This is a genomic window from Rhodococcus sp. AQ5-07, assembly GCF_009707305.1.
Taxonomy (GTDB): domain Bacteria; phylum Actinomycetota; class Actinomycetes; order Mycobacteriales; family Mycobacteriaceae; genus Rhodococcus_F; species Rhodococcus_F erythropolis.
On the sequence record NZ_CP046099.1, the window covers coordinates 6,077,241 to 6,098,865 of the forward strand.

At 62.1% G+C, this 21,625-nt stretch carries 23 protein-coding genes and 1 riboswitch; of the genes, 11 read left to right on the top strand and 12 right to left on the bottom strand.

Features of this window, described 5'->3' with window-relative positions; genetic code table 11:
- The first annotated feature begins 7 nt into the window (after positions 1-7).
- Entirely contained in the window at positions 8-2,368 is a 2,361-nt protein-coding gene (locus GJB56_RS28160) for an arylsulfatase (RefSeq protein WP_113682234.1), read from the top strand.
- 15 nt (positions 2,369-2,383) lie between these two features.
- On the opposite strand, the gene GJB56_RS28165 is transcribed toward GJB56_RS28160, so the two are convergent.
- The 5 genes from GJB56_RS28165 to GJB56_RS28185 all read right to left on the bottom strand — a co-directional run bounded on the left by GJB56_RS28165 (position 2,384) and on the right by GJB56_RS28185 (position 7,094).
- Entirely contained in the window at positions 2,384-3,157 is a 774-nt protein-coding gene (locus GJB56_RS28165; protein ID WP_019747215.1) for an ABC transporter ATP-binding protein, read from the bottom strand.
- The gene (locus GJB56_RS28170; RefSeq protein ID WP_113682235.1) at positions 3,154-4,194 is read right to left on the bottom strand and encodes a FecCD family ABC transporter permease; all 1,041 of its coding nucleotides are present in this window, start codon (positions 4,192-4,194) and stop codon (positions 3,154-3,156) included. Before GJB56_RS28170 ends, GJB56_RS28165 begins: the two co-directional genes overlap by 4 nt.
- Positions 4,191-4,943, bottom strand: a complete 753-nt coding sequence (locus tag GJB56_RS28175) for a class I SAM-dependent methyltransferase (protein WP_113682236.1) — start codon at positions 4,941-4,943, stop codon at positions 4,191-4,193. Before GJB56_RS28175 ends, GJB56_RS28170 begins: the two co-directional genes overlap by 4 nt.
- A complete protein-coding gene (locus GJB56_RS28180) occupies positions 4,944-5,957 on the bottom strand; it encodes an ABC transporter substrate-binding protein (protein WP_020968657.1) in 1,014 nt (337 codons plus the stop codon). It abuts the gene before it with no gap.
- Positions 5,958-6,015: 58 nt separating this feature from the next.
- Positions 6,016-6,196, bottom strand: a riboswitch (cobalamin riboswitch).
- 40 nt (positions 6,197-6,236) lie between these two features.
- Entirely contained in the window at positions 6,237-7,094 is an 858-nt protein-coding gene (locus GJB56_RS28185) for a siderophore-interacting protein (protein ID WP_113682237.1), read from the bottom strand.
- 482 nt (positions 7,095-7,576) lie between these two features.
- On the opposite strand from GJB56_RS28185, the gene GJB56_RS28190 reads away from it, so the two are divergent.
- Positions 7,577-8,368: an SDR family NAD(P)-dependent oxidoreductase gene (locus tag GJB56_RS28190; protein ID WP_113682238.1), complete on the top strand. Its 792-nt coding sequence runs from the start codon at positions 7,577-7,579 to the stop codon at positions 8,366-8,368.
- Positions 8,369-8,420: 52 nt separating this feature from the next.
- On the opposite strand, the gene GJB56_RS28195 is transcribed toward GJB56_RS28190, so the two are convergent.
- A complete protein-coding gene (locus tag GJB56_RS28195; protein WP_060938364.1) occupies positions 8,421-9,761 on the bottom strand; it encodes a DUF1254 domain-containing protein in 1,341 nt (446 codons plus the stop codon).
- A 99-nt stretch (positions 9,762-9,860) separates the two neighbouring features.
- Here GJB56_RS28195 and GJB56_RS28200 point away from each other — a divergent pair, with 99 nt between their 5' ends.
- From GJB56_RS28200 to GJB56_RS28210, 4 genes are all read left to right on the top strand, one after another.
- A complete protein-coding gene (locus GJB56_RS28200) occupies positions 9,861-10,262 on the top strand; it encodes a nuclear transport factor 2 family protein (protein ID WP_029537656.1) in 402 nt (133 codons plus the stop codon).
- 164 nt (positions 10,263-10,426) lie between these two features.
- A complete protein-coding gene (locus GJB56_RS31490; protein WP_003945564.1) occupies positions 10,427-10,582 on the top strand; it encodes a DUF6131 family protein in 156 nt (51 codons plus the stop codon).
- Positions 10,583-10,718: 136 nt separating this feature from the next.
- On the top strand, positions 10,719-11,195 hold the full coding sequence (locus GJB56_RS28205; protein WP_019747223.1) for a hypothetical protein: 477 nt from the start codon (positions 10,719-10,721) through the stop codon (positions 11,193-11,195).
- A gap of 64 nt (positions 11,196-11,259) precedes the next feature.
- Positions 11,260-12,417 (top strand): AI-2E family transporter, encoded by a 1,158-nt coding sequence (locus GJB56_RS28210; protein ID WP_019747224.1) that lies wholly within the window; start codon positions 11,260-11,262, stop codon positions 12,415-12,417.
- A 7-nt stretch (positions 12,418-12,424) separates the two neighbouring features.
- On the opposite strand, the gene GJB56_RS28215 is transcribed toward GJB56_RS28210, so the two are convergent.
- Positions 12,425-12,640, bottom strand: coding sequence for a hypothetical protein (locus tag GJB56_RS28215; protein WP_019747225.1), 216 nt, complete (start codon positions 12,638-12,640; stop codon positions 12,425-12,427).
- Between the two features lie 187 nt (positions 12,641-12,827).
- On the opposite strand from GJB56_RS28215, the gene GJB56_RS28220 reads away from it, so the two are divergent.
- Entirely contained in the window at positions 12,828-13,097 is a 270-nt protein-coding gene (locus GJB56_RS28220; RefSeq protein ID WP_007734706.1) for a DUF4235 domain-containing protein, read from the top strand.
- A 22-nt stretch (positions 13,098-13,119) separates the two neighbouring features.
- Here GJB56_RS28220 and GJB56_RS28225 read toward each other — a convergent pair whose 3' ends face one another.
- Complete coding sequence (locus GJB56_RS28225; RefSeq protein ID WP_113682239.1) at positions 13,120-13,527, bottom strand: RidA family protein; 408 nt, start codon at positions 13,525-13,527, stop codon at positions 13,120-13,122.
- 111 nt (positions 13,528-13,638) lie between these two features.
- On the opposite strand from GJB56_RS28225, the gene GJB56_RS28230 reads away from it, so the two are divergent.
- Entirely contained in the window at positions 13,639-13,854 is a 216-nt protein-coding gene (locus tag GJB56_RS28230) for a BldC family transcriptional regulator (RefSeq protein WP_021333209.1), read from the top strand.
- 72 nt (positions 13,855-13,926) lie between these two features.
- Here the strand turns inward: GJB56_RS28230 and GJB56_RS28235 are convergent, their stop codons facing one another.
- From GJB56_RS28235 to GJB56_RS28245, 3 genes are read right to left on the bottom strand one after another with little or no spacing between them, the layout of a single operon-like run.
- Positions 13,927-15,126: an acetyl-CoA C-acetyltransferase gene (locus tag GJB56_RS28235; protein ID WP_029254638.1), complete on the bottom strand. Its 1,200-nt coding sequence runs from the start codon at positions 15,124-15,126 to the stop codon at positions 13,927-13,929.
- Positions 15,123-15,785: a 3-oxoacid CoA-transferase subunit B gene (locus GJB56_RS28240; RefSeq protein ID WP_113682240.1), complete on the bottom strand. Its 663-nt coding sequence runs from the start codon at positions 15,783-15,785 to the stop codon at positions 15,123-15,125. The genes GJB56_RS28235 and GJB56_RS28240 overlap by 4 nt, the downstream gene beginning before the upstream one ends.
- Positions 15,782-16,549 (bottom strand): CoA transferase subunit A, encoded by a 768-nt coding sequence (locus GJB56_RS28245; RefSeq protein ID WP_153211317.1) that lies wholly within the window; start codon positions 16,547-16,549, stop codon positions 15,782-15,784. Before GJB56_RS28245 ends, GJB56_RS28240 begins: the two co-directional genes overlap by 4 nt.
- A gap of 167 nt (positions 16,550-16,716) precedes the next feature.
- Here GJB56_RS28245 and GJB56_RS28250 point away from each other — a divergent pair, with 167 nt between their 5' ends.
- Complete coding sequence (locus tag GJB56_RS28250) at positions 16,717-17,496, top strand: IclR family transcriptional regulator (RefSeq protein ID WP_113682241.1); 780 nt, start codon at positions 16,717-16,719, stop codon at positions 17,494-17,496.
- Here the strand turns inward: GJB56_RS28250 and GJB56_RS28255 are convergent.
- Positions 17,493-18,095 (bottom strand): helix-turn-helix domain-containing protein, encoded by a 603-nt coding sequence (locus GJB56_RS28255; protein ID WP_113682242.1) that lies wholly within the window; start codon positions 18,093-18,095, stop codon positions 17,493-17,495. The two genes, GJB56_RS28250 and GJB56_RS28255, sit on opposite strands and share 4 nt — an antisense overlap.
- Positions 18,096-18,205: 110 nt before the next feature.
- On the opposite strand from GJB56_RS28255, the gene GJB56_RS28260 reads away from it, so the two are divergent.
- Together GJB56_RS28260 and GJB56_RS28265 are read left to right on the top strand one after the other, a co-directional pair.
- Positions 18,206-19,612: an MFS transporter gene (locus GJB56_RS28260; RefSeq protein WP_113682434.1), complete on the top strand. Its 1,407-nt coding sequence runs from the start codon at positions 18,206-18,208 to the stop codon at positions 19,610-19,612.
- A gap of 95 nt (positions 19,613-19,707) precedes the next feature.
- Positions 19,708-21,615 carry an alkyl/aryl-sulfatase gene (locus GJB56_RS28265; protein ID WP_113682243.1) on the top strand — a complete coding sequence of 636 codons (1,908 nt, stop codon included), beginning with the start codon at positions 19,708-19,710 and terminating at the stop codon, positions 21,613-21,615.
- Positions 21,616-21,625: the final 10 nt, after the last annotated feature.

A 21,625-nucleotide genomic window follows, 5' to 3' on the forward strand; every position in this document is an offset into this window, starting at 1 on the left:
CCAGGTCATGGCCAACGCATTCAAAGGCGTCGTCAACCTCGATATTCGCGATTCGATTCCCGACTGGAGCCCGTACGAGCAGCCGAAGGCTGCCGCCGGCACGCCGAACATTCTCTACATCGTTCTCGACGACGTCGGATTCGGCGCCTTGGGTTGCTACGGGGGACCGATCGAGACGCCGAACATCGACCGCATCGCGGGCAACGGATTGCGGTACGGGCAGTGGCACACCACAGCGCTGTGCTCGCCGACGCGATCGTGTCTGCTCACCGGCCGGAACCACACGACCAACGGAATGGCTTGCATCAGTGAGTGCGCGGTCGGGTTTCCCGGCGGGAACGGTCACATCCCTCCCGAATGTGCCACGCTCGCCGAGGTTCTGGTCGAGCAGGGGTTCAGTACCGCGATGGTCGGGAAATGGCACCTCTGCGCCGAAGACGAGATGAATCTTGCTTCCACGAAACGGAATTGGCCGGTCGGTCGCGGATTCGAGCGGTTCTACGGCTTTCTCGGTGCCGAGACCAATCAGTGGTATCCCGACCTCGTCCACGACAACCACCCCGTCGAACAGCCGTCGACGCCGGAAGAGGGGTATCACTTCAGCGTCGACATCACCGACAGAGCGCTCGAATACATCGGCGACGTGAAGTCGATAGCTCCGGACCGGCCTATATTTCTCTACTACGCACCCGGGTGCGCACACGCTCCACATCACGCGCCCCGCGAATGGGCCGATCGCTACGCGGGCAGGTTCGACGCAGGGTACGAAGCCATGCGGGATGAGATTCTGGCGAGGCAGAAGGACATGGGACTTGTCCCGAACGACACGACTCTGCCCTCACTCAACCCGATAGGCACTCCTGACACCCGCACCGGACCTGACGGTAAACCGTTCCCGCCGCTGGATTTCACCCGCCCCTGGGACACCCTCTCCGCTGACGAGCAGCGACTGTTCTCACGGATGGCGGAGGTGTACGCGGGCTTCCTCTCGCACTGCGACGATCAGATCGGACGCCTGCTCGAATACCTCGAAGAAATCGAGCAGCTGGACAACACGATCATCGTGGTGGTTTCCGACAACGGTGCCAGTGGTGAGGGCGGACCCGACGGTTCAGTCAACGAGAACAAAATCGCGAACGGGGTACCCGACGACCTCGCCGAGAACCTGGCAAAGCTGGACGAGTTGGGCAGCACCGAGACGTACAACCACTATCCCAACGGGTGGGCGATGGCGTTCAACACGCCCTTCAAGATGTGGAAGCGGTACTCGTTCAACGGCGGAACCTGCGACCCCTGCATCATCTCGTGGCCGGAGGGCATCGACGCCCGAGGTGAGATTCGAGATCAGTACCACCATGCCATCGACGTCGTCCCGACTCTGCTCGACTGCGTCGGTGTCGACTTGCCCGACACGGTGAAGGGATACACCCAGCACCCGATCCAAGGCGTGAGCATGCGGTACAGCTTCGACGCAGGCAACATCCCCACCGCCAAGCACACCCAGTTCTATTCGATGCTCGGAGGACGAGGGATTTGGCATGACGGGTGGAAGGCCGTCACCACGCACCCGACTCTGAGCGGGTGGGGTCATTTCTCGGAAGACACCTGGGAGCTCTACCACACGGAGGTGGACCGAGCCGAGCTCCGGAACCTTGCCGGCGAAGAACCCGGCAGGCTCGCCGAGCTCGTGGGGTTGTGGTTCCACGAGGCCGGCGCCAATCAAGCTCTGCCACTGGATGATCGGTCCGGTGTCGAACTCCTCACCACACCTCGCCCCCAGCTGGCTCCGCCGCGCAACCGGTACGTCTACCGTCCAGGGGGAGCCGAGGTACCGGAAGCCGTCGCTGTCAACCTTCGTAATCGTTCATACTCGATCGGGGCAGTTGTCGACTTGGCCGAACCGGGTGCGGCCGGTGTGCTGTTCTCGCATGGCGGCAGGTTCGGTGGTCACTCGCTGTACGTCAAGGACAACCGACTGCATTACGTGTACAACTTCCTCGGCAGTGAACAGCAGAAGATCGATGCCACCGAAGACCTTCCCATCGGCGAAAATGTAATCTTGGCAGCAACTTTCGACAAGGAAGGTGAGGATCCGCCGGGCACTGCGCACGGGGTGCTCGGCCTCTACTACGGCGATCGGAAAGTCGGTGAGGGCAGAATCCGCACTCAGCCAGGCAAGTTCAGCATCGGCGGTGGCGAAGGGCTCAATGCAGGCCGTGACAGCGGGGAGCCTGTGACCGACGACTACCCGGGTACCTCACCATGGGCGTTTACCGGTGGAACGCTCAGCCGGGTGGCGATCGACGTCAGTGGGGAACCGTACGTCGACCTCGAACGCGAAGCAGTGGCGATGCTCTCGCGTGAATGACAGATCCGCGTGCGTCTAATCCGAGCTGGGTGGAAGGTATCTCACGGTGGGTACTCCGCCGGGACCGTCCAGGCGGACTTCGGCATCGACCTGGTAGACCTCGGCTATCAGGTCGGCGGTGAGGACCTCGGTCGGGCTTCCGTGGGCAACGATGGAGCCACGGTTCAGCATCACTATCGAATCGCAGAACATGGCGGCCAGATTCAGATCGTGCAATGCCATGATCGTGGTGGTGGGCAGGCGACGCACGAGCGCGAGCAATTCGAGTTGATGGTTGATGTCCAGGTGATTGGTCGGTTCGTCGAGCAGCAACTCGTGAGGTTCCTGAGCGAGGGCGCGCGCGATCTGCACGCGTTGGCGCTCCCCGCCGGACAGGGTGTGCCACGACCGGTCGAGCATCCCGGAGAGGTTGGTGTGTTCGATCGCCGCGCGGACGGCGTCGCGGTCGGAACCTGAATGCCCGCCCCACAATCCGCGGTGCGGGGTGCGTCCCAATTCGACGACCTCGGCTACCGTCAGGTCGATCTCCGTGTTGCTGTGCTGATCGACGGTGGCAATCCGACGCGCGACATCTCGGCGTTTCCAGTCAGGCAACGGAGTTCGGTCCAGAGTCACCTCCCCGATTGTCGGACGGTTCTGCCCGGCAAGCAGTTTCAGCAGTGTCGATTTTCCCGAACCGTTGGGGCCGAGAAGCCCCACCGTACTTCCGACGGTGGGGGACACGTCGAGGGCGTCGACTATGAGCGCCCCGCCGACCCGCCAGCTGACGCCGGCCGCTTCGAGTGTCATGGCCTGGCCTTTCGTCTCCAGAGGATGACGGCAAACGCAGGCACGCCGACCAACGCGGTTACCACACCGGCCGGGAGTTCCTGCGGCGCAATGGCTGTACGTGCCACAGCGTCGACCCAGACCAGGAAGATCGAGCCGATCAGTGCGGACGCGGGCAGCAGTCGCCGATGGCTCGGACCGACGAGAGCCCGTGCCGCATGCGGGAGGACGAGGCCCACAAAGCCAATGGCGCCTGCGACGCTCACGATCACCGCCGTCATCAAAGCTGTTGCCAACAACAGGGTCACGCGCACTCGCCACACGTTCACCCCCAGCGACGACGCCGCGTCCTCGCCGAAGGCAAAGGCGTCGAGTGCGCGGGAGTGAGTCAGACAGACCACGAGGCCGACGGCGACCACCGCAGCGCAGAGCGCGACGTCGAGCCAGTCGGCGCCGCCGAGTGAGCCCAGGAGCCAGAACATCACGCCGCGAGTCTGCTCGGGATCGGCCGAGGTGATCACGATGAACGAGGTGAGCGCCGAGAACAGTTGGGTCGCGGCGACTCCGGCCAGGATCACCCGATCCGGCGTGCCGCCGGCCGCATGGGCGAGCAGCAACACAAGGGCGAAGGAGATCACCGCGCCGATGAAGGCGCCGCTCGACAAGCCGATCACCCCCGACCCGACTCCGAGGATCACGATCAGTACGGCACCGGTCGAGGCGCCGGACGAGATACCGAGGACAAATGGATCAGCCAGTGGATTGCGAAGCAGAGACTGCATGATCGCCCCGCACAGCCCGAGGCCCGCACCGCAGAGCGCAGCGAGCAGAGTACGTGGCAGACGAAGATCCCACACGATGCCGTCGCGGATAGGGGTGACGTCCGCCGCGGTACCGCCGAGATGGCCGACGACGATCGAGGCCACCTCACCGACCGACAGACCGGCCGGCCCCAACGTGATCGCCACGGCGGCCGACCCGGCCAGCGTGACAACACCGATCACCCACAGCAGGGCGACGGTCGTCGGGTTGTGACGCAGGCGAACTCTTGTCGTCATCTCACGCCGTAGACCACGTAGTCGTCGAACAGTTGCCAGACCGTTCCCGACTCTCGAAAACCTGCTTGCGCGAGCGCCGCCAACTGGAAGTCGACGGCAGTGGGCGCGGTAGCGTCGCGTCCGGCGAATCTGCGCTCTCGCTCGTCGGTCATTGGTCCGATGCCGGGAGTTGCCCGCAACTCCTCCCACCAGCTGTCCCACTCGGGAGCACCGGCAGCAAAGGCGGAGCGTTGCGTCTGCTCGTCGTGAGCCTTCGCCCATCGACCGATGACAGGGAAGCGGCTGTCGAAGCGAAAGTGATCACCGTTGAGCAGGACTCCGTCAGGACTCAGCAGTTCGCGGCACTGCCGGTACACCTCGACGAGCTGTTGTGGTTGTAACCAGTGCAGCGCTGTTGTCGACACTATCGCCTGCACCGGTGCAGTCACCGAAGTCGGCCAATCGGTGCTCAGCAGGTCTGCGTCGACCAGCTGCAGTCGGTCTCCGAAACGAGTCGACGACTGACGGGCGACTTCCAGCAGCATCGGGTCGTAATCGATCCCCACAACGCTCGCGTGCTTGAACTTCTCGAGGACCTGGGCGCTCAGTGAGCCCGGTCCGCAGGCCAGGTCGACAACCGTGAACGGGGTGTGCGCGTACTGCAATTCGAGAACGTCGAGAATCGCGTCGAAGCGCTTTTCACGGTCGGCGATGTATGCCGCCTGCTGGTCGTCCCACTGACGCACCAGTTCACTGATCTCCGCGGACATCTAGACCACACCCAACTGGCGCAGCCCGTCGGAGAGCTGTTCGATGCCACCGACATTGCGGATCGAGGGATCCATCGTCGTTCCCTCGAGGATGATGTAACGCTTGTTCTTCACTGCGGTGAGCTTGCTGGCGACCGGGTCCGATTCGAGGAACGCGATCTTGTCTGCGGCACTGTCGCCGTCTCCGCCGCGGTCGAGATCTGCGAGCACCAGCACGGTCGGGTCTCGATCGAGCACACTCTCCCAACCGATTTCGGGCCAGTACTGTTTATTGTCGTCGAAGGCGTTCTTCGCGCCCACCGCGTCGGTCATGATTCCCGGTGCACCGCAGCACCCGGCGAAGTACGGAGTCTTCGTGGCTGCATACCACCACGCCAGCGTCACGTTTTCGGCTCCCAGCGACGCCGTGGCGGTGGCCGCGCGATCCTTCAAACTCTCGGTCAACTCGACACCTTTGTCCTTGACGTCGAACAGTGTTGCCACGTCGCCGATTTCGGCGTATAAGTCGTCGAGTGTGAGGGCCTTGCTCTGCTCGGCATCCTGACCGGTGCACTCGCTGGGCGACTGGTACGTCGCGACCCCGAGGTCGGTGAACTTGGTCCGGTCGGCGATGCCTTCCGAGGTGAACGTGTAATTGAAGGTCGTGTAGACCATGTCCGGTTCGCGTTCGAGGACACTCTCGAAGGACGGGAACTCGGTGTCGAAAGCTTGAACCTGACCGCGTGCCTCACGTAACTCGGGGAGTACGTCGTCGTCGCTCATGGCGTAGCCGGCCATCCGGTCCTGCACTCCCAGTGCGAACAGCATTTCGGCCGCAGGCTGATTTACCGCGATCGCCCGTTCGATCGGTCGCTCCACCGTGACGTCTCGGCCACAGTTCTGGACTGTCACGTGCGATTGTTCGGAAGAGTTGGATTGTCGGGCAGCACTGTCGTCGGAGGAGCAGGCAACCAACGACGCGCTCAACAAGGCCGCGACGGCAGCGGCGGGTAGGCGAAGTCTGGACAGACGCATGGAATCTCGTTCTCGCAGGGGCTCGTTCGCGGAGCCCGTTACCGTGTGAACAGGCGCCTGTTGACCCCTGCTGCCAGCCGGTATTCGGACTCGAGATCGCCCCACCCGAGCGCCTTCCCAGATTTTCATCCAGTGGCGTAAGCCCGGGCGGTCACCCTCACCGCTGCGCGTCAGTTCCGGATTCACACCGGATTCCCTGACCCCCTGTGTGGAGGTCCGCTGGCACAGAGGAACTTATCACCGCAGTGCACGGCCGGTCAGGTCGGCCGGTGTACGCGATCAGATCTCGATGGCCAGGTCGTCGATGTCGGTGAGGGTTCCACCGTCGGCGAGGATTCGCTCGTAGTTCTCGCGCCGACGGAGGTCGATTTCGGTGTTGCTGATGCCGCGCTTCCAGTATCCGAATATCGCGACGTCGTCTTTGTCGAGTCCGACGGTCGACCGAAAGTGCCTACGGATTGCGCGCATCTCGTTGCGTTCACCGGCTCCCCACACGACGTAGCTCGCGGGATCGGCGAGCTCGCGTGCTCGTACCGCCAGTGGGCCGTCGGGCTCGGCGAGATCTGCGCTCACGCGGTGAAGCTCCAGGCCGGGGACGGCGGGCAGTTCGGCGAAAGCGACCTCGTCATCTGTTGTGACCCAGCCGATTCCGACCACGTCGGTAGGTAGCTGCTCGATGATCGAGTACAGCGCAGGTATTGCGGTGCCGTCCAGAAAAAGTGCGATCCGTCGACCGGGAACGTCGGGGACCAAGAAGTGTGGTCGCGGACCGGTGAGACCGAAGGTGTCACCGATGGTCAACGCCGCTGCCCACCTCATCATCGGGCTGGTCTGTCCGTGCAGGACCACGTCGATGACGATCGATCCGGTGGCGGAATCGTAGGAACGCACCGTGTACACACGCGAAGCGTCGTCGAAATTGGGCCCGAGATTCATTCGTACGGTGACGTTCGGGCGTGACCAGGTCGGATCGTCGGTCGACTCCGTCAAATGAGCCGTGATCCGCAGCAGGTGGTCGCTCGGTCGCTCCATTGCTTCGACGACGGCGAGAACGTCGTTGAGTCCGCGATTGTGGTCAGCGGTTCGTAGGACGCTCGCCCGGGGAGTTGTTGTGCTCGTGGCGTCTGCATGTGTCATCGACTGTGCTCCTGGATCGGGTTTTCGAGATGCCATCAGGTTAGTGCTGCCTAAGTCGGCAAAGTTGTCCAGAAGTGACATCTGATTACCTGAATCAAACCTGCGTCGCGGACAACGCGTTTGAGCGACTTGTACTCGCGCTGCTACGGTGCCTGTGATGTCCATACGCCGCTGTACTCTCGCTTCCGGCCGTGCACTGCGCACGGCCCGATTCGGCGTAGCGACATTCCGACGGGGGCGTAAGGCGATCGACCGCCGCCCCTCTGGTCTTGTCTGGATCGAAAGAGCCTTGGCCGCACCGGCCGGATCCGTCTGACATTCGCCACTTCGGCGAGCTTTGCCTCGCCGAGATTTCGCAGTGCCACACCTGTTGCAGTGCTGCGCATTTCCCGTACCTGAAGTTTCTCGCGGGTGAGTTGTGAGTGTCGGCGCCGCCGAGCCTGGATTACCAGCCAACTCGTTTTCGTGAAAGGTACACAGCAATGAATCGTTTCGAAGGTCGTCGTATTCTCGTCACCGGCGCAGGATCGGGAATCGGGCAGGCCACCGCGCTGCGGTTGCTCGCCGAAGGTGGCCGCGTGGTCGCTGCCGACATCTCCGAGAAGGGTCTGGCAGACACCCGGAAGTCGGCTGAACATGCCTCGACGGAGGGTCGTCTCGACACCGTCGTCGTCGATATCGGTGACGAGAGTTCCGTCATCACGGTTGTGGGTCAGGCAATTTCGGCTCTCGGGGGATTGGACGTACTGGTCAACGCCGCCGGGATATTGCGAGGCGGGCACACCCACGAGACCTCACTGGACTTGTGGAATCAGGTGATCTCCGTGAACTTGACCGGCACCTTCCTCGTCACTCGTCGGGCACTGCCAGCTCTCCTGGCCACCGGCAACGCAGTGGTGGTGAATTTCAGCTCCACCTCCGCAGCCTTCGCGCACCCGTACATGGCCGCATATGCGGCGAGTAAGGGAGGAATCCAGTCCTTCACTCACGCACTGGCTCTCGAATACGGCAAGCAGGGTCTGCGCGCCGTCGCGGTAGCTCCGGGCAGTGTGAAGAGCGGGATCACCGACACCACGGCGTCGTACCTGCCGGAAGACACCGACTGGTCGCTCTTCGGCAAGCTGTCGCCAATTCTGAGCACTGATCTGGAGTCCGGTGGTGCTCCCATGGCCGGGCCGGAAAGTGTTGCGGGAGTTATCGCGATGCTGGCATCCGACGATGGTGCCTTCATCACCGGCACGGAGATCCGTGTGGACGGCGGCACTCACGCCTGATTCTGTGTCCGTCTGACGGCCTGGCCTGGGGCAGGCCGTCAGACGTGAGCCGTCATTCTCGCGAGCGAGTGATAGCGGGGACGACGTAGGACTGATCGAGTACGGCGGGCGAAGGTTCGTACATTCTCAGGACCGGTCGGAAGTCTCCGCGCGGGCAGGGGAGCCAGTTCGCCTTCGCCGTGGCATCTTTCGGCTCCTCGTGACTGATTGTGATCGTCAACGCACCGTCGGCGTCGTGGACGATGCCGGGAGTGCGGTCGCCGATCGAGTATCGGTCGATGGGGTTCGCCACGAGGAAGAAGTCCGGCACCGAGTACATCGTCAGCGACCAGAAGGCGCTCACCGGCGGAGTGGGGTCGAGTCTGATCGTGTAGGTGCGGTTTCCGTTCAATTGCGTTCCCTGATCGTCGACGTAGGTCATGATGTACGCCGCTTCGTAGGGGTGGTTGCCCCACAGCCCGCCCTTGGCCGCCGCCGCTCGTTCGATGATTCGCAACCTGGGATCGGCGATCTTGAATTGTGGATCGTCGATTGCACCGACCTCGAAGTAGTCGAGGTTGTAGTCGAAGGCGTGGAAAGTCAGCTTCCAACCGTTGGCCTCGGGGCTGGAGCCGTGCGTGAGTGCTTCGTGCAGATTCTTCTCTCCGGCGGTCAACCCGTCCGCGAGCGCCGCAGCGTCGTCGGCAGACAGCGATACATAGGGAGAGGCCCCGTGCTCGGTGACTCCGATCGGTGAGAACGAATCCTGGAGTTCTCGATCGCGCGGGGCCGGCGGAAAGGCCTGCGACCAGATGCGGAGTTTCTCAAGGAAGAGGAGGTCCTGGCTGACCTCGGAGTCGGGGACCGGTAGACCGGCCGGAGCCCCGGCGGAGTCGACGACGGTCAGGGTGGTGGCGTCCTGCAAGGCGTGCACGGCGGGGAGGTCGTCGTCGCCGCCGCACGCCCACCGACCGACGATCGATGCAACGGTCGTGGGAAATCTGATCACTGTGGTCTGGGCGGTCGGGGTTCCGGTCCAGGTGGGTGGGACGAGAAGGAAGTCTCCGCTCTTGGTGCCGGTGGCACGGTGCCCGACGTAAGCGAAATTGTTTGTCCAGGCGTCGACGAACTGGAGGACGTAGTAACGGCCATCGGTATCGGGGACGTGCAGCGCAACGGGGCCGACAGAAAGGTCGATCTGCGCCATGGAATACACGGTGTCGTTGTTGATCGTGACAAAAGTATCTGCCGGGCCGGCGAGTGTGCGGGCGTGACTGAAGGTGTTGAAAGGTGCGGCGGGGTTCGCTCCGACACCGTCGTGAACGTACCGATGGACCTGGTCGAGATTGAAAACGAGGGGAAATCCGTAGATGTACGCCTGAGCTGCAAGCTCGGTGCGACTGGTGTCTGTCATCTCTGCCCTCTCGTAGTTCGTCGGTTCGACGTCCACCTTGCGGGAACCCTGCCGTCGAGGCATCACCCGCCGAGGGTGACGACGGTAGAGGGAGAGGCCATGTCGGATCAGGAAACAGCGGTGCTGACTGCAACTGCAGACGAGTGGAACGTCGCGATGTGCTCGAACGACGCCGAACGGATCGGCGACTTCATGGCCGACGACTGGGTGATCGTCTCGGAATCCGGGGTATCCACCAAGGCGGAGTTTCTGGGTTTCGTGGCCTCTGGCGACCTGACTCATTCGGCGATGGATCGCGTCGGGCGCGCTCGCGTGCGTTTCTTCGGTGACGTTGCGCTTTTCACCACGCGGATCACCAATACTGCGCACTACGACGGAAGGCAGTACGACGCCGAGGAGTGGACCACCGACGTGTTCGCCCGGCGAGACGGTCGTTGGCGCTGCGTGTTGAGCCACATCACGCCGGCCGTCGAGGCCAAGATCGAAGGCATCGAACCGTGAGGGATAAGAAAAAGAAAGGCCAATGTTTTAACGCCGACATTATTGGGTAGTAATACGAGTTTCGTATTGATGATGTCGATTATCGGATTTCTTGATTGTGAAGTTTTTGTAGTAGCGTCAGTTGAGTAGATCATTTCTATACGCATACCGGATGAGGTTCTCACATGATTGTTCTCGGCATTATTCTGGCGTTGATCGGCTTTTTCACGGGGTTGAGCATTCTGACCACCGTCGGCATCATTCTGGTCGTCGTAGGTGCAGTTTTGTCCATCCTCGGTGCTACCGGGCGTGCAGTGGGCGGACGAAAAGTCTGGTATTGATCGATACTGCGCGAGTAGCTGAGAAGGCGGTACCTGATCTCTTCGGAGATCGAGTACCGCTTTTTCGTTCTCCAATTGATTTTCGGTGTCTCTACCCGAAAGTATCGCTCTGAGCTGCGTCGGGTAAACATGAAGGATGCTTTCTCGAGATCATGCGGAAGAGAAACCTGTGGAGAGATTCAGGTTTCCTCGCAGATGGAATCAAGTTGACGAGTCACGCCGCGGTTTGGTGTTGGCGTGGGTGGCCTTCACACTGACGTTCGGTGGAGCACGTCTGGTGACCTGGTTGATCCAGATCGACACCAGGGACGTCGGCGACATCAGTGCCGGTGGGACGCACCTTCACCATTACCTGTGGGGAATTCTCCTGTTGGCCGGGGTGGCGATCTTCGGCCTCGTAGACCGAAGCCCTCGCGCACGAACATGGATGGGCATCGCGTTGGGTATTGCACTCGGGCTCATCGTCGACGAGGCCGCGTTGCTGATCACTCTCGACGACGTCTACTGGCAGAGCGACGGTTGGCCCAGTATCGCCATCGCAGTGTCGATCATCGGAGTTGTGGGAACCGGGCTGGCACTGACCCGAAGCGGAGCGGAGAGGCCTCGAGGTTGATCCGACTACGGCACGGGTACTCACTCCCGTGCCGGGAAGTCGCGCGGATCGTGAGGTGGCTTGAATGGATCCCAGTTCCGCAGACCGTTCACCGGACTCCGAAAGTGAAGTCCAAGCCGTAGATCCGATGGTGGAAGCGGAACGCGAAGCCGCAGCATTGGCGACGCCTGTCCGGCCGCTGGGTGAGCCCGGACCGAGATTCGACCGTCGGTCACCGTTCTTCATCGGTCTGAGCGCCGCGGCCGGAGTTGCCGTGACTTATGCGGTGATCGAAGTGCTGCTTGCGGCGCGAGGCATGCTGATCCTGATCGTGGTCGCGCTGTTTCTCGCGGTGGGCATCGAACCGATGATCGTCTGGCTGGAGCGGAGACATTTCCGGCGCTGGATCGCAGTCACCGTGGTACTCCTCGGAATTGCAGTGATGTTGGCGCTGTTTCTCGTTGCTGCGATCACCCCGCTGGTCGAGCAGGGACGTCAGTTTGCATCACACGCTCCCGAACTCCTGACACACATTCGTGACCGGTACCCGATCGTCAACGACCTCGACGAGAAGTATCACCTCGAGCAGCACCTCACCACGCAACTGGATGGTTCGGGTTCTGCGCTCGCGACGGGTTTGCTCGGTGCGGGGCGGGCGGTGTTCAGCGCAGTCGCCGACGCCGGAATCGTTGCTGTACTGACGACGTACTTCTTGATCGACTATCCACGAATCCGCACGAATCTGTATCGGCTGGTGCCACATTCGCGGCGGCCCCGAGCAATCGCCATCGGTGATCAGATACTGGCAGGTGTGGGTGGGTACGTCCTCGGCAATGTTCTGATCTCCGTGATCACCGCAGTGTGCACCTTCGCGTGGTTGTTGATCTTCGACGTGCCGTACCCGTTGATCCTGGCGCTGCTGGTCGCTCTGCTCGATCTGATCCCGATAGTCGGTTCCACGATCGCAGGGGTTATCGTCGCCCTGGTCTCCCTGACAGTCTCTGTCCCAACGGCATTGGCGACAGTTGCATTCTTCATCGCGTTACGTCTGCTCGAGGACTACCTGCTCGTTCCGAAGATCATCGGGAAGACGGTAGCGGTCCCGGCGTTGGTGACTGTGGTCGCGGTCCTGTTGGGCGGAGCGTTGCTCGGTATTGTCGGTGCGTTGCTGGCGATTCCGGTCGCTGCGGCCTTGCTGTTGCTCGCAAGAGAAACGCTCTTCCCTCGCCTCGACGCTTCTTGACCGGTTTCTATCGGACGCTTCGCGCGCGACGCCGCGAACCAGGATTCGGCTTGGGGCACATCCGAGTCGGGATGGTTTCCCCTTCGTCGGTGATACGGAATACCGATACTTTCTCGCTACACCCGTGATTCAGATCGACCGCGTATGCGATGGCGGCGCGATCCGAGACGAAATCTTCCATCACCGTAGTACCGTCCGGTAGTTCGATTCTGTAGTTTTCCATGACTTACACAACCTTCTTTCGCTAAGACGATCCTACCCGGCCCGCGAAATGGCAAACCGTGGAACATAACGTGCGACAGTCAACTTCGCGCCGCGCCGGTGCAATGTTTCGACAGTTCGCCTGTGGGGTAGTGAGAGTCGGTCAGCCCGCTCAGGCGGTACGAATCGAACCATGGAGGATCCGCGCAATGAGCGCAGTATCGAAAGCGATGTACAAGCCACTCTCACTGGCGACGAGCGTCCTCGGCGGCATTTTGGCCGGTGCCGTCTTCCAGCAGGTGTGGAAGCGCATCGGTGACGACAAGAATGCGCCCGAGCCAAAAGATTTGAGCAGGTCGAGTAAGGAAGTCCTGATCGCCGCCGCCCTGCAGGGAGCCATCTTTGCTGTTGTGCGAGCCGCTGTGGATCGTGCGGGGGCAAAGGGCTACCAGGCCCTTGCTCACGAAGATCCCCGGTAGGAACGCCCGGTTCGGTTCGAGTTCAGTCGACGACGGCCGCGATTGCCTCGATCTCGACCAGTTGATCGTCGTAACCGAGAACGGTCACACCCATCAGAGTGCTTGGGGCGTCGTGATCACCGAACGCGTCGCGGACTACCTCCCACGCCGCAACGAGGTCGGCTTGATTGCTCGACGCCACCAGGACGCGGGTGTTGATCACGTCGGTGATGGACGCGCCCGCGTCCGAGAGAGCTGTTCTCAGGTTGTCGACGGCCTTGGTTGCCTGTCCTGCGTAGTCGCCGATGGCGGCAGTGGAGCCGTCCTCGTTCAACGGGCAGGATCCGGCCAGGAAGATCAGTCGAGCCTCGGCGGGAGCCGTTGCTGCATAGGCGTATTCAGCGACCGATGAGAGTGATGTGGAACGGATCAGAGTTACCGACTTCGACATATTTTCCCCAAGGAATAGTAAAGTTTTGCAGCGAGTCTTTCACAGCGCGCCAGGGGTTGCCAATTCATTGTCGGACCCATCCATCCACGCTACGGCTACGAATCACTGTCAATGAGCCGAGAAGAAGAGCACGCAGCATCTGTCGACGAATGGCTGACAACCAAACAGGTTGCCGCACTGTTCCATGTCGACAGGACCACGGTGTCCAGGTGGGCGAGGGAGGGCAAGGTCGGCACTCTGAGAACGCTTGGCGGACATCGGAGATACCGAAGATCGGAGATCGAGAAGTTGTTGCGCAACCGTTTGACGACGCTTGATCCGAACTAGCCTCCGACATGAAACAGACAGGTCGCCGAGCACGATGAGGGCTCGGCGACCTGTCTGGTCAGGATGAAGTAATTACGCCTTGGGGACGCGGATGATGAGTGCGTCGCCTTGTCCGCCGCCGCCGCAGAGTGCGGCTGCGCCGATGCCGCCGCCGCGGCGTTGCAGTTCGAGGGCGAGGTGCAGGGCGATGCGGGCGCCGGACATGCCGAGGGGGTGTCCGACGGCGATGGCGCCGCCGTTGACGTTGACCTTGGCGGGGTCGAGGCCGAGTTCGCGGGTGGAGGCGATCCCGACGGCGGCGAACGCTTCGTTGATTTCGACGAGGTCGAGGTCGGTGGGGTCGATGCCTTCCTTGGCGCAGGCTTTGGCGATGGCGCGGGCGGGTTGGGACTGGAGGGTGGAGTCGGGTCCGGCGACGACGCCGTGGGCGCCGATTTCCGCGATCCAGGTCAGGCCGAGTTCTTCGGCTTTGGTTTTGCTCATCACGATCACGGCGGCGGCGCCGTCGGAGATCGGGGAGGCGGAGCCGGCGGTGATGGTGCCGTCCTTGCTGAACGCGGGACGCAGTTTGCCGAGGGATTCGGTGGTGGTGTCGGCGCGGATGCCTTCGTCCTGTGCGAAGACGATCGGGTCGCCCTTGCGTTGGGGGATGGAGACGGGGACTACTTCGTTGTCGAAGTAGCCGTCTTTCCAGGCGCGGGCCGCGTTCTGGTGTGAGGCGGCGGCGAAGGCGTCCTGCTCGGCGCGGGTGATGTGGGCGGTTTCTTGTTGGTTGACTTGTTCGGTGAGCAGGCCCATGGCCTGGTCGGTGAAGATGTCGTGGAGGCCGTCGTAGGCCATGTGGTCGCGGAGGGTGACGTCTCCGTATTTGAAGCCTTCGCGGCTTTTTTCGAGCATGTGGGGTGCGCGGGACATCGATTCCTGCCCGCCGGCGACGACGATGTCGAATTCTCCGGCGCGGATGAGTTGGTCGGCGAGGGCGATGGCGTCGATGCCGGAGAGGCACACTTTGTTGATGCTCAGGGCGGGGACGTTCATGGGGATGCCGGCGGCGACGGCGGCTTGGCGGGCGGGCATCTGGCCGGCGCCGGCGGTGAGGACCTGTCCCATGATGACGTAGTCGACTTGTTCGGGGGCGACTCCGGACTTGTCGAGGGCGCCTTTGATGGCGATGCCGCCGAGGTCGGACCCGGAGAGGTCTTTCAACGATCCGAGGAGTCGACCCATCGGGGTACGAGCTCCCGCAACAATCACAGTGGTCGTGTCGGTCATGCCAGTTCAACTTTCAGTTCGGTGCCGGTCGCGGCAACAACGTCTTCGACGCTGACATCGGGGGCGAGTTCACGCAGGACAAGTGGGCCTTCGTCGCTCACATCGATGACGGCGAGGTTGGTGATGATCCGATTCACCACGCCCTGGCCGGTCAGGGGCAGGGTGCACACGTCGACGATCTTGGGGTTGCCGTCGCGGTCGTTGTGCTCCATGACGACGATGACACGCCGGGCACCGTGGACGAGGTCCATTGCGCCGCCCATTCCCTTGACCATCTTGCCGGGGACCATCCAGTTTGCGAGGTCACCCGTCTTCGACACCTGCATGCCGCCGAGAACGGCGGTGTCGATGTGGCCGCCGCGGATCATCCCGAACGAGAGGGCCGAATCAAAATATGCCGCACCGGGATTGACGGTCACGGTCTCCTTGCCGGCGTTGATGAGGTCAGGATCGACGTTGTCCTCGGTGGGATACGGTCCGGTACCGAGAATTCCGTTCTCCGAGTGCAGGACCACACGAACGTCCGACCCCAGGTATCCGGGAATCAGTGTGGGAAGACCGATTCCGAGATTGACGTACTCGCCGTCGATCATCTCTGCAGCCGCCCGCGCTGCCATCTGCTGGCGCGTCCAACCCGTCACTGTCACTGGTGCGGTCATCGTGAGGTTCCTTCCGAAGCGCTGACGGTTCGCTTTTCGATTCGCTTGTTCTGAGGGCCGGTGTGCACAATTCTCTGCACGAAGACTCCGGGCAGGTGTACCGATGCCGGGTCGATTTCACCGGGCTCGACCAGACGTTCCACCTGAGCAATGGTGACCCGTCCCGCCATCGCGGCGAGCGGGTTGAAGTTCATCGCGGTCTTGTCGAACACGAGGTTGCCGTCGGTGTCACCGAGAACAGCGTGCACGAGTGCGTAGTCGGCGTTGATCGCCTCTTCCATCACGTAACGCTTGGTTCCGAAGACGCGAGTCTCCTTCGGAGGCGATGCAATAGCGATCGAGCCGTCGGCGTCGTAGCGCCAGGGCATTCCGCCGTCGGAGATGGGGCTACCCACTCCGGCCGGTGTGAAGAATGCGGGGATTCCGGTTCCGCCGGCGCGCAGACGCTCGGCGAGCGTGCCCTGCGGCGTCAGTTCCACTTCGAGTTCGCCGGCCAGGTACTGCCGGGCGAACTCCTTGTTCTCACCGACGTACGACGCGGTCACCCGTCGGATACGTCCGGCGCTCAGCAAGATTCCGAGACCGTGATCGTCGACGCCGCAGTTGTTGGAGAACACCTCGAGGTCGGTTGCACTCGTTGCTGCGATCGCGTCGATCAATACGTCGGGGATGCCGCACAAACCGAATCCGCCGACGGCCAGCGTTGCTCCGTCGACGATGTCGGCGACCGCGTCCGCCGCGGACTCGTACACCTTTGCTGTCATGTTTTCTCCCTGCCAAGCGTTCATTGAGTAGACACTCACTCACTTCGCTATCCAGTGAACTATCTCCAGTTCACAGGTTCAAGGGATCTTGAATATCAACACAGAACTGATCGACTGCTGACCATCTGAAGAAAATTCGTTCACTGAATGGACGCTAGGATGAACTCATGCCTACTCACGAGCAATCACCGGCCATGGTCGCGCGGGTGGCGGCACTTCTGCGAGCCCTCGGCGCCTCTGAGTCAACGGGCATTTCCACCACTGAATTGGGCAAGGTCACCGGCCTCGCTCGGCCCACCGCGCACCGACTGCTCACGTCTTTGGCTGCCGAAGGACTGGTCGACCGTGACGCACGAACCGGTCGGTGGTCTCTCGGCCCGGAGTTGTACCTCCTGGGCGCCGCGGCCGGAAATCGGTACGACATCACCGACCGCGCTCGCGACATCGTCGACGACCTCGCCCGGGTCACGGGGGAGAGTGCATTCCTCTCGGCACGTCGCGGCGACGAGACCGTCTGCATCTTGAGTCAGGAAGGCAGTTTTCCGCTGCGATCTCACGTGCTGCACGAGGGGAAGCGATTCCCGTTGGGGGTCGCGTCGGCGGGGCTTGCCATCTTGAGCCACCTACCGACGCGGGACGTCGACGACTATTTCGCCCGAGCGAATCTGGAGTCGGAATGGGGTGAGATCCACAGTGAGGCATCAATCCGCGAGCGAATAGAGTCGACGCGTGTCACCGGCTATGCCGTCAATCCAGCCCTCATCGTCGAGGGAAGCTGGGGAATGGGTGCCGCGGTGTTCGACCGCAACGGGCGCCCGGACTGGGCGCTGAGCCTGACGGGAGTGGAAACCCGCTTTCGGCCCACGCGTCATGCCGAGTTGGGAACGCTACTTCTCGAGTACGCTCATACACTGTCGAACCGACTGAAAACGCATGCAGTGGTCTAACTTTCGGGTACCGGTTCGTGCGCAGTAGTAGTTCTTGCCTTCGTGCGTACGTGCGCCTTTTCGCCCTGCGGGCCGAACAGATGCAAGATCTCCACGACCTGTTCATCGGCGGGCCCGAACCAATGGGGCTCGGCGGTGTCGAACTCCGCGACTTCACCGGGGTGCAGGACAACCTCGTTCGTACCCAGAATGAGACGCAGATCCCCAGCGAGGACGTAGAGCCATTCGTAGCCGGCGTGGGTGACGAGCTTCGGTGGACGTGGACCGATCACCTGTTTGAAGACCTGCACCCGGCCCGGATAGCGCGTCAACGGAACGACGGCACTGCCGTTCTTGCGTCGACTCGGGGTGAGATGGACCCGAGGATCGCCCGTGGCGGGAGCGCCGACGAGTTGGTCCAGCGCGACCCGGTGAGCACGCGCGAGCGGTAACAGCAGATCGAGGGTGGGACGACGCTTACCCGATTCGAGTCGCGACAGTGCGCTGACGGAGATGCCGGTGGCGTCGGACAGGGCCTCGAGGGTCAAATCGCGATCCCGACGAAGCGTTCGCAGTCTCGGCCCGATATCGGTAAGCAACTGCTCGAGTTCGGCGTCCATGCGCTCATCTTTGCAGTTTCTGCAAATTTCTTACCGGCTTTGCAGGCTGGGTTGCGACGATCCTTTCGACTGGCGAGCACGGCAGAACACTTCGAGAGATGGAGTCCGAGATGAAACCTTCGAGCGGGATCGACGAACCGCAAGTGATCGGACTTGACGCACGCCGCCGGTGGGGCATTCTGGCCATCTGCTGCACGAGCTTGTTCGTCGTCGGGTTGGACACGACCATCGTCAACGTCGCTCTCCCCGCGATCGGGGAGGGATTCGGCGTCGGAACCGTTGGTCTCGAGTGGATTGTCAACGCGTACACACTCGTCTTGGCGAGCTTGCTGATCTCGTCCGGCGCCCTGGCCGACAGGTTCGGTAGAAGGCGGATCTTCCAGATCGGACTGGTCGTTTTCGGGGTGGCGTCGATCGTCTGCGCGCTGGCCCCGTCGGTGGGAGTTCTGATTGCGGCGAGGATCGCGCAGGGAGTCGGTGGGTCGATGCTCAGTCCGGTGGCCCTGGCGATCGTCGTCAACGTGATGACCGACCCGAAGGAGCGAGCCAAGGCGATCGGCGTGTGGGCTGCGGTCTTCGGTCTGAGCATGGCAGCAGGACCGATAGTCGGCGGAGTCCTCATCGAGAGCTTCGGTTGGAGATCCGTTTTCTGGATCAACGTGCCCGTCATCGCAGTCGTTCTTGTGCTGACCGCGGTGTTCGTACCGCAGTCCCGGGCTGAACAACCTCGACGTCTCGACTTACCGGGGCAGGTGCTTCTGATGGTCGTCGTGGGCGGATCCGTGGCGCTGCTCATCGAAGGCCCACGAATCGGGTGGCTGGCCGCCGGCGCAATCGCGGGTTACGTCGCCGTCGCTGCCGCGCTGGCAGCGTTCGTCCGCGTCGAATCGCGAAAGAGCGAGCCGCTCATGGACCCCTCGCTGTTTCGGCACCGACCGTTCACCGGGGCAGTCCTCGGCGCGATCGTGGTGTTCGTGGCACTCAACGCGACGCTGCTTCTCGGCACCTTCTACCTTCAACAGGCGCGTGAAATGACTCCCGCCGCCGCGGGCGCGATGACACTACCGATGGCAGTCGCCGCAACCATCTGTGCGCCGTTGTCGGGGATTCTCGTCGGACGCTTCGGTGCACGATTGCCGTTGCTGATCGCCGGAAGCTTCACCGCGCTCGGCGGATTGTGCCTGGTCTCTCTCGACAACAGCACAGGCACTGCGACGTTGCTCGTCGCGTACCTGTTCCTCGGTATCGGCTTCGGTTTCTCGAATGCTCCGATCACCAACACCGCCGTCAACGGACTACCGAGAGCGCAGGCAGGCCTTGCCGGCGGGATCACCTCCAGTGCAAGGCAGTTCGGCGCTGCTCTCGGTGTGGCGCTGGCCGGCGGCATGATCGCCGGCAGCGCACAATCAGACATCGCCGAGGCATCGAGAGCGGGTTGGATCCTTGTCGTCGCATGTGGACTCGTGGTTCTTGTCATCGCCCTGATGTCAGGAGGTTCCGAGAAGACGAAGGGGTGAGGAGTGTGAGTTCACCCTGCGCGGGTGATTCCAACGCCGCTGCCGCCGGATAGAGATTATGGGTATCTGATCGTCGTATCCGAGCGGGGAGTGCCATGTGCCAGACACCTAAGGACGCAACACCGGCCACCGTGACGGTGAATCGCGAAGCGGTCACGCGGTACGCCATGGATGACCGGCAAGATTTTGTCGACGCGGATCGTGGCTTGATCGCACCGTTGCCTGGCAATGTTCTCGGCGACGACGGGCATGTGGTCTTCGACCCCGAGGCATTGGCGTACATCGGCGACGACGTTCCGGCGCCGGACACCGTCAATCCCAGTTTGTGGCGCCAGAGTCAGGTAATTCGCCGGGGTGGGCTCTACCAGGTGACGGATCGCCTCTACCAGGTGAGAAACAACGACATCGCAAACCTGACGGTCGTCGAGGGTGATGAAGGCCTGATCATCATCGACTGCATGGCGGGAGTCGAATCAGCGCGCCAGGGCATGAAGATGATTCGCGAGCACGTCAGCGACAAGCCGGTTGCAGCGATCATCTACACGCACACCCATATCGACCACTACGGCGGAGTCAAAGGCATCATCGACGTCGAGGACGTTGCGTCGGGAAAGGTGCCGATCATCGCGCCGGGCACGATCGCATCGTTCGACAAGTTCGCAATCGGCGAGAATGTTGTCGCCGGCAATGCCATGGCGAGGCGGTCGTTCTATGCCTTCGGCGGATTGCTCGACCTCGGTCCGAAAGGGGCGGTCTCGTGCGGGATCGGCGTGCTCAGCACCAAAGGCCCTCAGATCTCGTATATTTCCCCCACCGACGGCATCACCGAAACCGGAACGAAGCGAGAAATTGCGGGTCTGGAGTTCGAATTCCTCTATGCACCCGATACCGAGGCTCCGGAGGAGATGCACATCTGGATCCCCGAACTCGCCGCACTGACGTGTGCGGAGAACGCAAATCATTCACTCCACAACATCCAGACCCTGCGCGGTGCGCGTACCCGCGATGCCCGTAATTTCGCGCGATACCTGGACGAGACTTTGGAACGGTGGGGCGACGACGCGGCGGTTCACTACGGACCGCACACATGGCCGGTGTGGGGCAACGAGAACCTCGTTGGCTTCATCGAATCACAAAGGGATACCTACAAATACATTCACGACCAGGCGCTCCGGCTGGCGAACAAGGGATACACGCCGCTCGAAGCTGCCGAGGTGATCGAGCTACCCGAGGAACTCGGCCGCAAGTGGCACAACCGCGGTTACCACGGAACTCTGCATCATGACGTGCGTGCCGTGTACACCAAGGAGCTGGGAATGTGGGACGGCGATCCGGTGACGCTTCATCCACATCCACCGGTCGAGTCGGCGAAGAGGTTCGTCGATCTCCTTGGCGCGCAGAAGATCCTGGATGAGGGTAAGCGAGCATTCGACGCCGCAGACTACCGGTGGGCGGCAGAGATCCTGCACAAGTTGGTGTTCGCTCAACCGGAGAACACCGAGGCGAAGAACCTTCAGGCTGACGTCTACGAGCAGATGGGGTATCAAGCCGAGGGACCTCAGTGGCGAGGTATCTACCTTTCGGCAGCGTTGGAATTGCGTGAGGGCTCGCAACCCCCGCCGTACATCACTGCGAGCGAAGACAGCGTCCTCGCGATGCCCATCGATATCTTGTTCGACTTCGTAGCAGTGCATCTCATCGGAGGCAAGGCAACTGACGTCGACCTCCACATCGATTTCGTGTTCACCGATCACGACGACGAGACCTGGACGGCCTGGGTCAGGCGCGGCGTCCTCAATGCCCGCCGGGGAGCGGCGTCGAACACGCAACTGACGGTGTCCGGGCCGAAAGCTGCACTGATCGGCGCACTTCTGCAACCGGGCGCGGCTGCGGAACTTGCCAAAGCCGGGAAGATTTCGCTCACCGGAGACGAATCGGCGCTGGAGACATTGGGAGGGCTGCTGGATACCTTCGATCCCAGTTTCAATATCGTCACGCCGTGAGGAAGGGATA

What these genes read in the sequence shown, in the direction of transcription:
- GJB56_RS28205 (WP_019747223.1), top strand. Translation starts at nt 10,719, where the DNA reads ATGCTTTCTCGAGATCATGCGGAAGAGAAACCTGTGGAGAGATTCAGG.
- GJB56_RS28215 (WP_019747225.1), bottom strand. Translation starts at nt 12,640, where the DNA reads ATGGAAAACTACAGAATCGAACTACCGGACGGTACTACGGTGATGGAA.
- GJB56_RS28230 (WP_021333209.1), top strand. Translation starts at nt 13,639, where the DNA reads ATGAGCCGAGAAGAAGAGCACGCAGCATCTGTCGACGAATGGCTGACA.
- GJB56_RS28235 (WP_029254638.1), bottom strand. Translation starts at nt 15,126, where the DNA reads ATGACCGACACGACCACTGTGATTGTTGCGGGAGCTCGTACCCCGATG.
- GJB56_RS28165 (WP_019747215.1), bottom strand. Translation starts at nt 3,157, where the DNA reads ATGACACTCGAAGCGGCCGGCGTCAGCTGGCGGGTCGGCGGGGCGCTC.
- GJB56_RS28160 (WP_113682234.1), top strand. Translation starts at nt 8, where the DNA reads ATGGCCAACGCATTCAAAGGCGTCGTCAACCTCGATATTCGCGATTCG.
- GJB56_RS28250 (WP_113682241.1), top strand. Translation starts at nt 16,717, where the DNA reads ATGCCTACTCACGAGCAATCACCGGCCATGGTCGCGCGGGTGGCGGCA.
- GJB56_RS28185 (WP_113682237.1), bottom strand. Translation starts at nt 7,094, where the DNA reads ATGACACATGCAGACGCCACGAGCACAACAACTCCCCGGGCGAGCGTC.
- GJB56_RS28255 (WP_113682242.1), bottom strand. Translation starts at nt 18,095, where the DNA reads ATGGACGCCGAACTCGAGCAGTTGCTTACCGATATCGGGCCGAGACTG.
- GJB56_RS28245 (WP_153211317.1), bottom strand. Translation starts at nt 16,549, where the DNA reads ATGACAGCAAAGGTGTACGAGTCCGCGGCGGACGCGGTCGCCGACATC.
- GJB56_RS28190 (WP_113682238.1), top strand. Translation starts at nt 7,577, where the DNA reads ATGAATCGTTTCGAAGGTCGTCGTATTCTCGTCACCGGCGCAGGATCG.
- GJB56_RS28210 (WP_019747224.1), top strand. Translation starts at nt 11,260, where the DNA reads ATGGATCCCAGTTCCGCAGACCGTTCACCGGACTCCGAAAGTGAAGTC.
- GJB56_RS28175 (WP_113682236.1), bottom strand. Translation starts at nt 4,943, where the DNA reads ATGTCCGCGGAGATCAGTGAACTGGTGCGTCAGTGGGACGACCAGCAG.
- GJB56_RS31490 (WP_003945564.1), top strand. Translation starts at nt 10,427, where the DNA reads ATGATTGTTCTCGGCATTATTCTGGCGTTGATCGGCTTTTTCACGGGG.
- GJB56_RS28265 (WP_113682243.1), top strand. Translation starts at nt 19,708, where the DNA reads ATGTGCCAGACACCTAAGGACGCAACACCGGCCACCGTGACGGTGAAT.
- GJB56_RS28220 (WP_007734706.1), top strand. Translation starts at nt 12,828, where the DNA reads ATGAGCGCAGTATCGAAAGCGATGTACAAGCCACTCTCACTGGCGACG.
- GJB56_RS28240 (WP_113682240.1), bottom strand. Translation starts at nt 15,785, where the DNA reads ATGACCGCACCAGTGACAGTGACGGGTTGGACGCGCCAGCAGATGGCA.
- GJB56_RS28170 (WP_113682235.1), bottom strand. Translation starts at nt 4,194, where the DNA reads ATGACGACAAGAGTTCGCCTGCGTCACAACCCGACGACCGTCGCCCTG.
- GJB56_RS28260 (WP_113682434.1), top strand. Translation starts at nt 18,206, where the DNA reads ATGAAACCTTCGAGCGGGATCGACGAACCGCAAGTGATCGGACTTGAC.
- GJB56_RS28200 (WP_029537656.1), top strand. Translation starts at nt 9,861, where the DNA reads ATGTCGGATCAGGAAACAGCGGTGCTGACTGCAACTGCAGACGAGTGG.
- GJB56_RS28195 (WP_060938364.1), bottom strand. Translation starts at nt 9,761, where the DNA reads ATGACAGACACCAGTCGCACCGAGCTTGCAGCTCAGGCGTACATCTAC.
- GJB56_RS28225 (WP_113682239.1), bottom strand. Translation starts at nt 13,527, where the DNA reads ATGTCGAAGTCGGTAACTCTGATCCGTTCCACATCACTCTCATCGGTC.
- GJB56_RS28180 (WP_020968657.1), bottom strand. Translation starts at nt 5,957, where the DNA reads ATGCGTCTGTCCAGACTTCGCCTACCCGCCGCTGCCGTCGCGGCCTTG.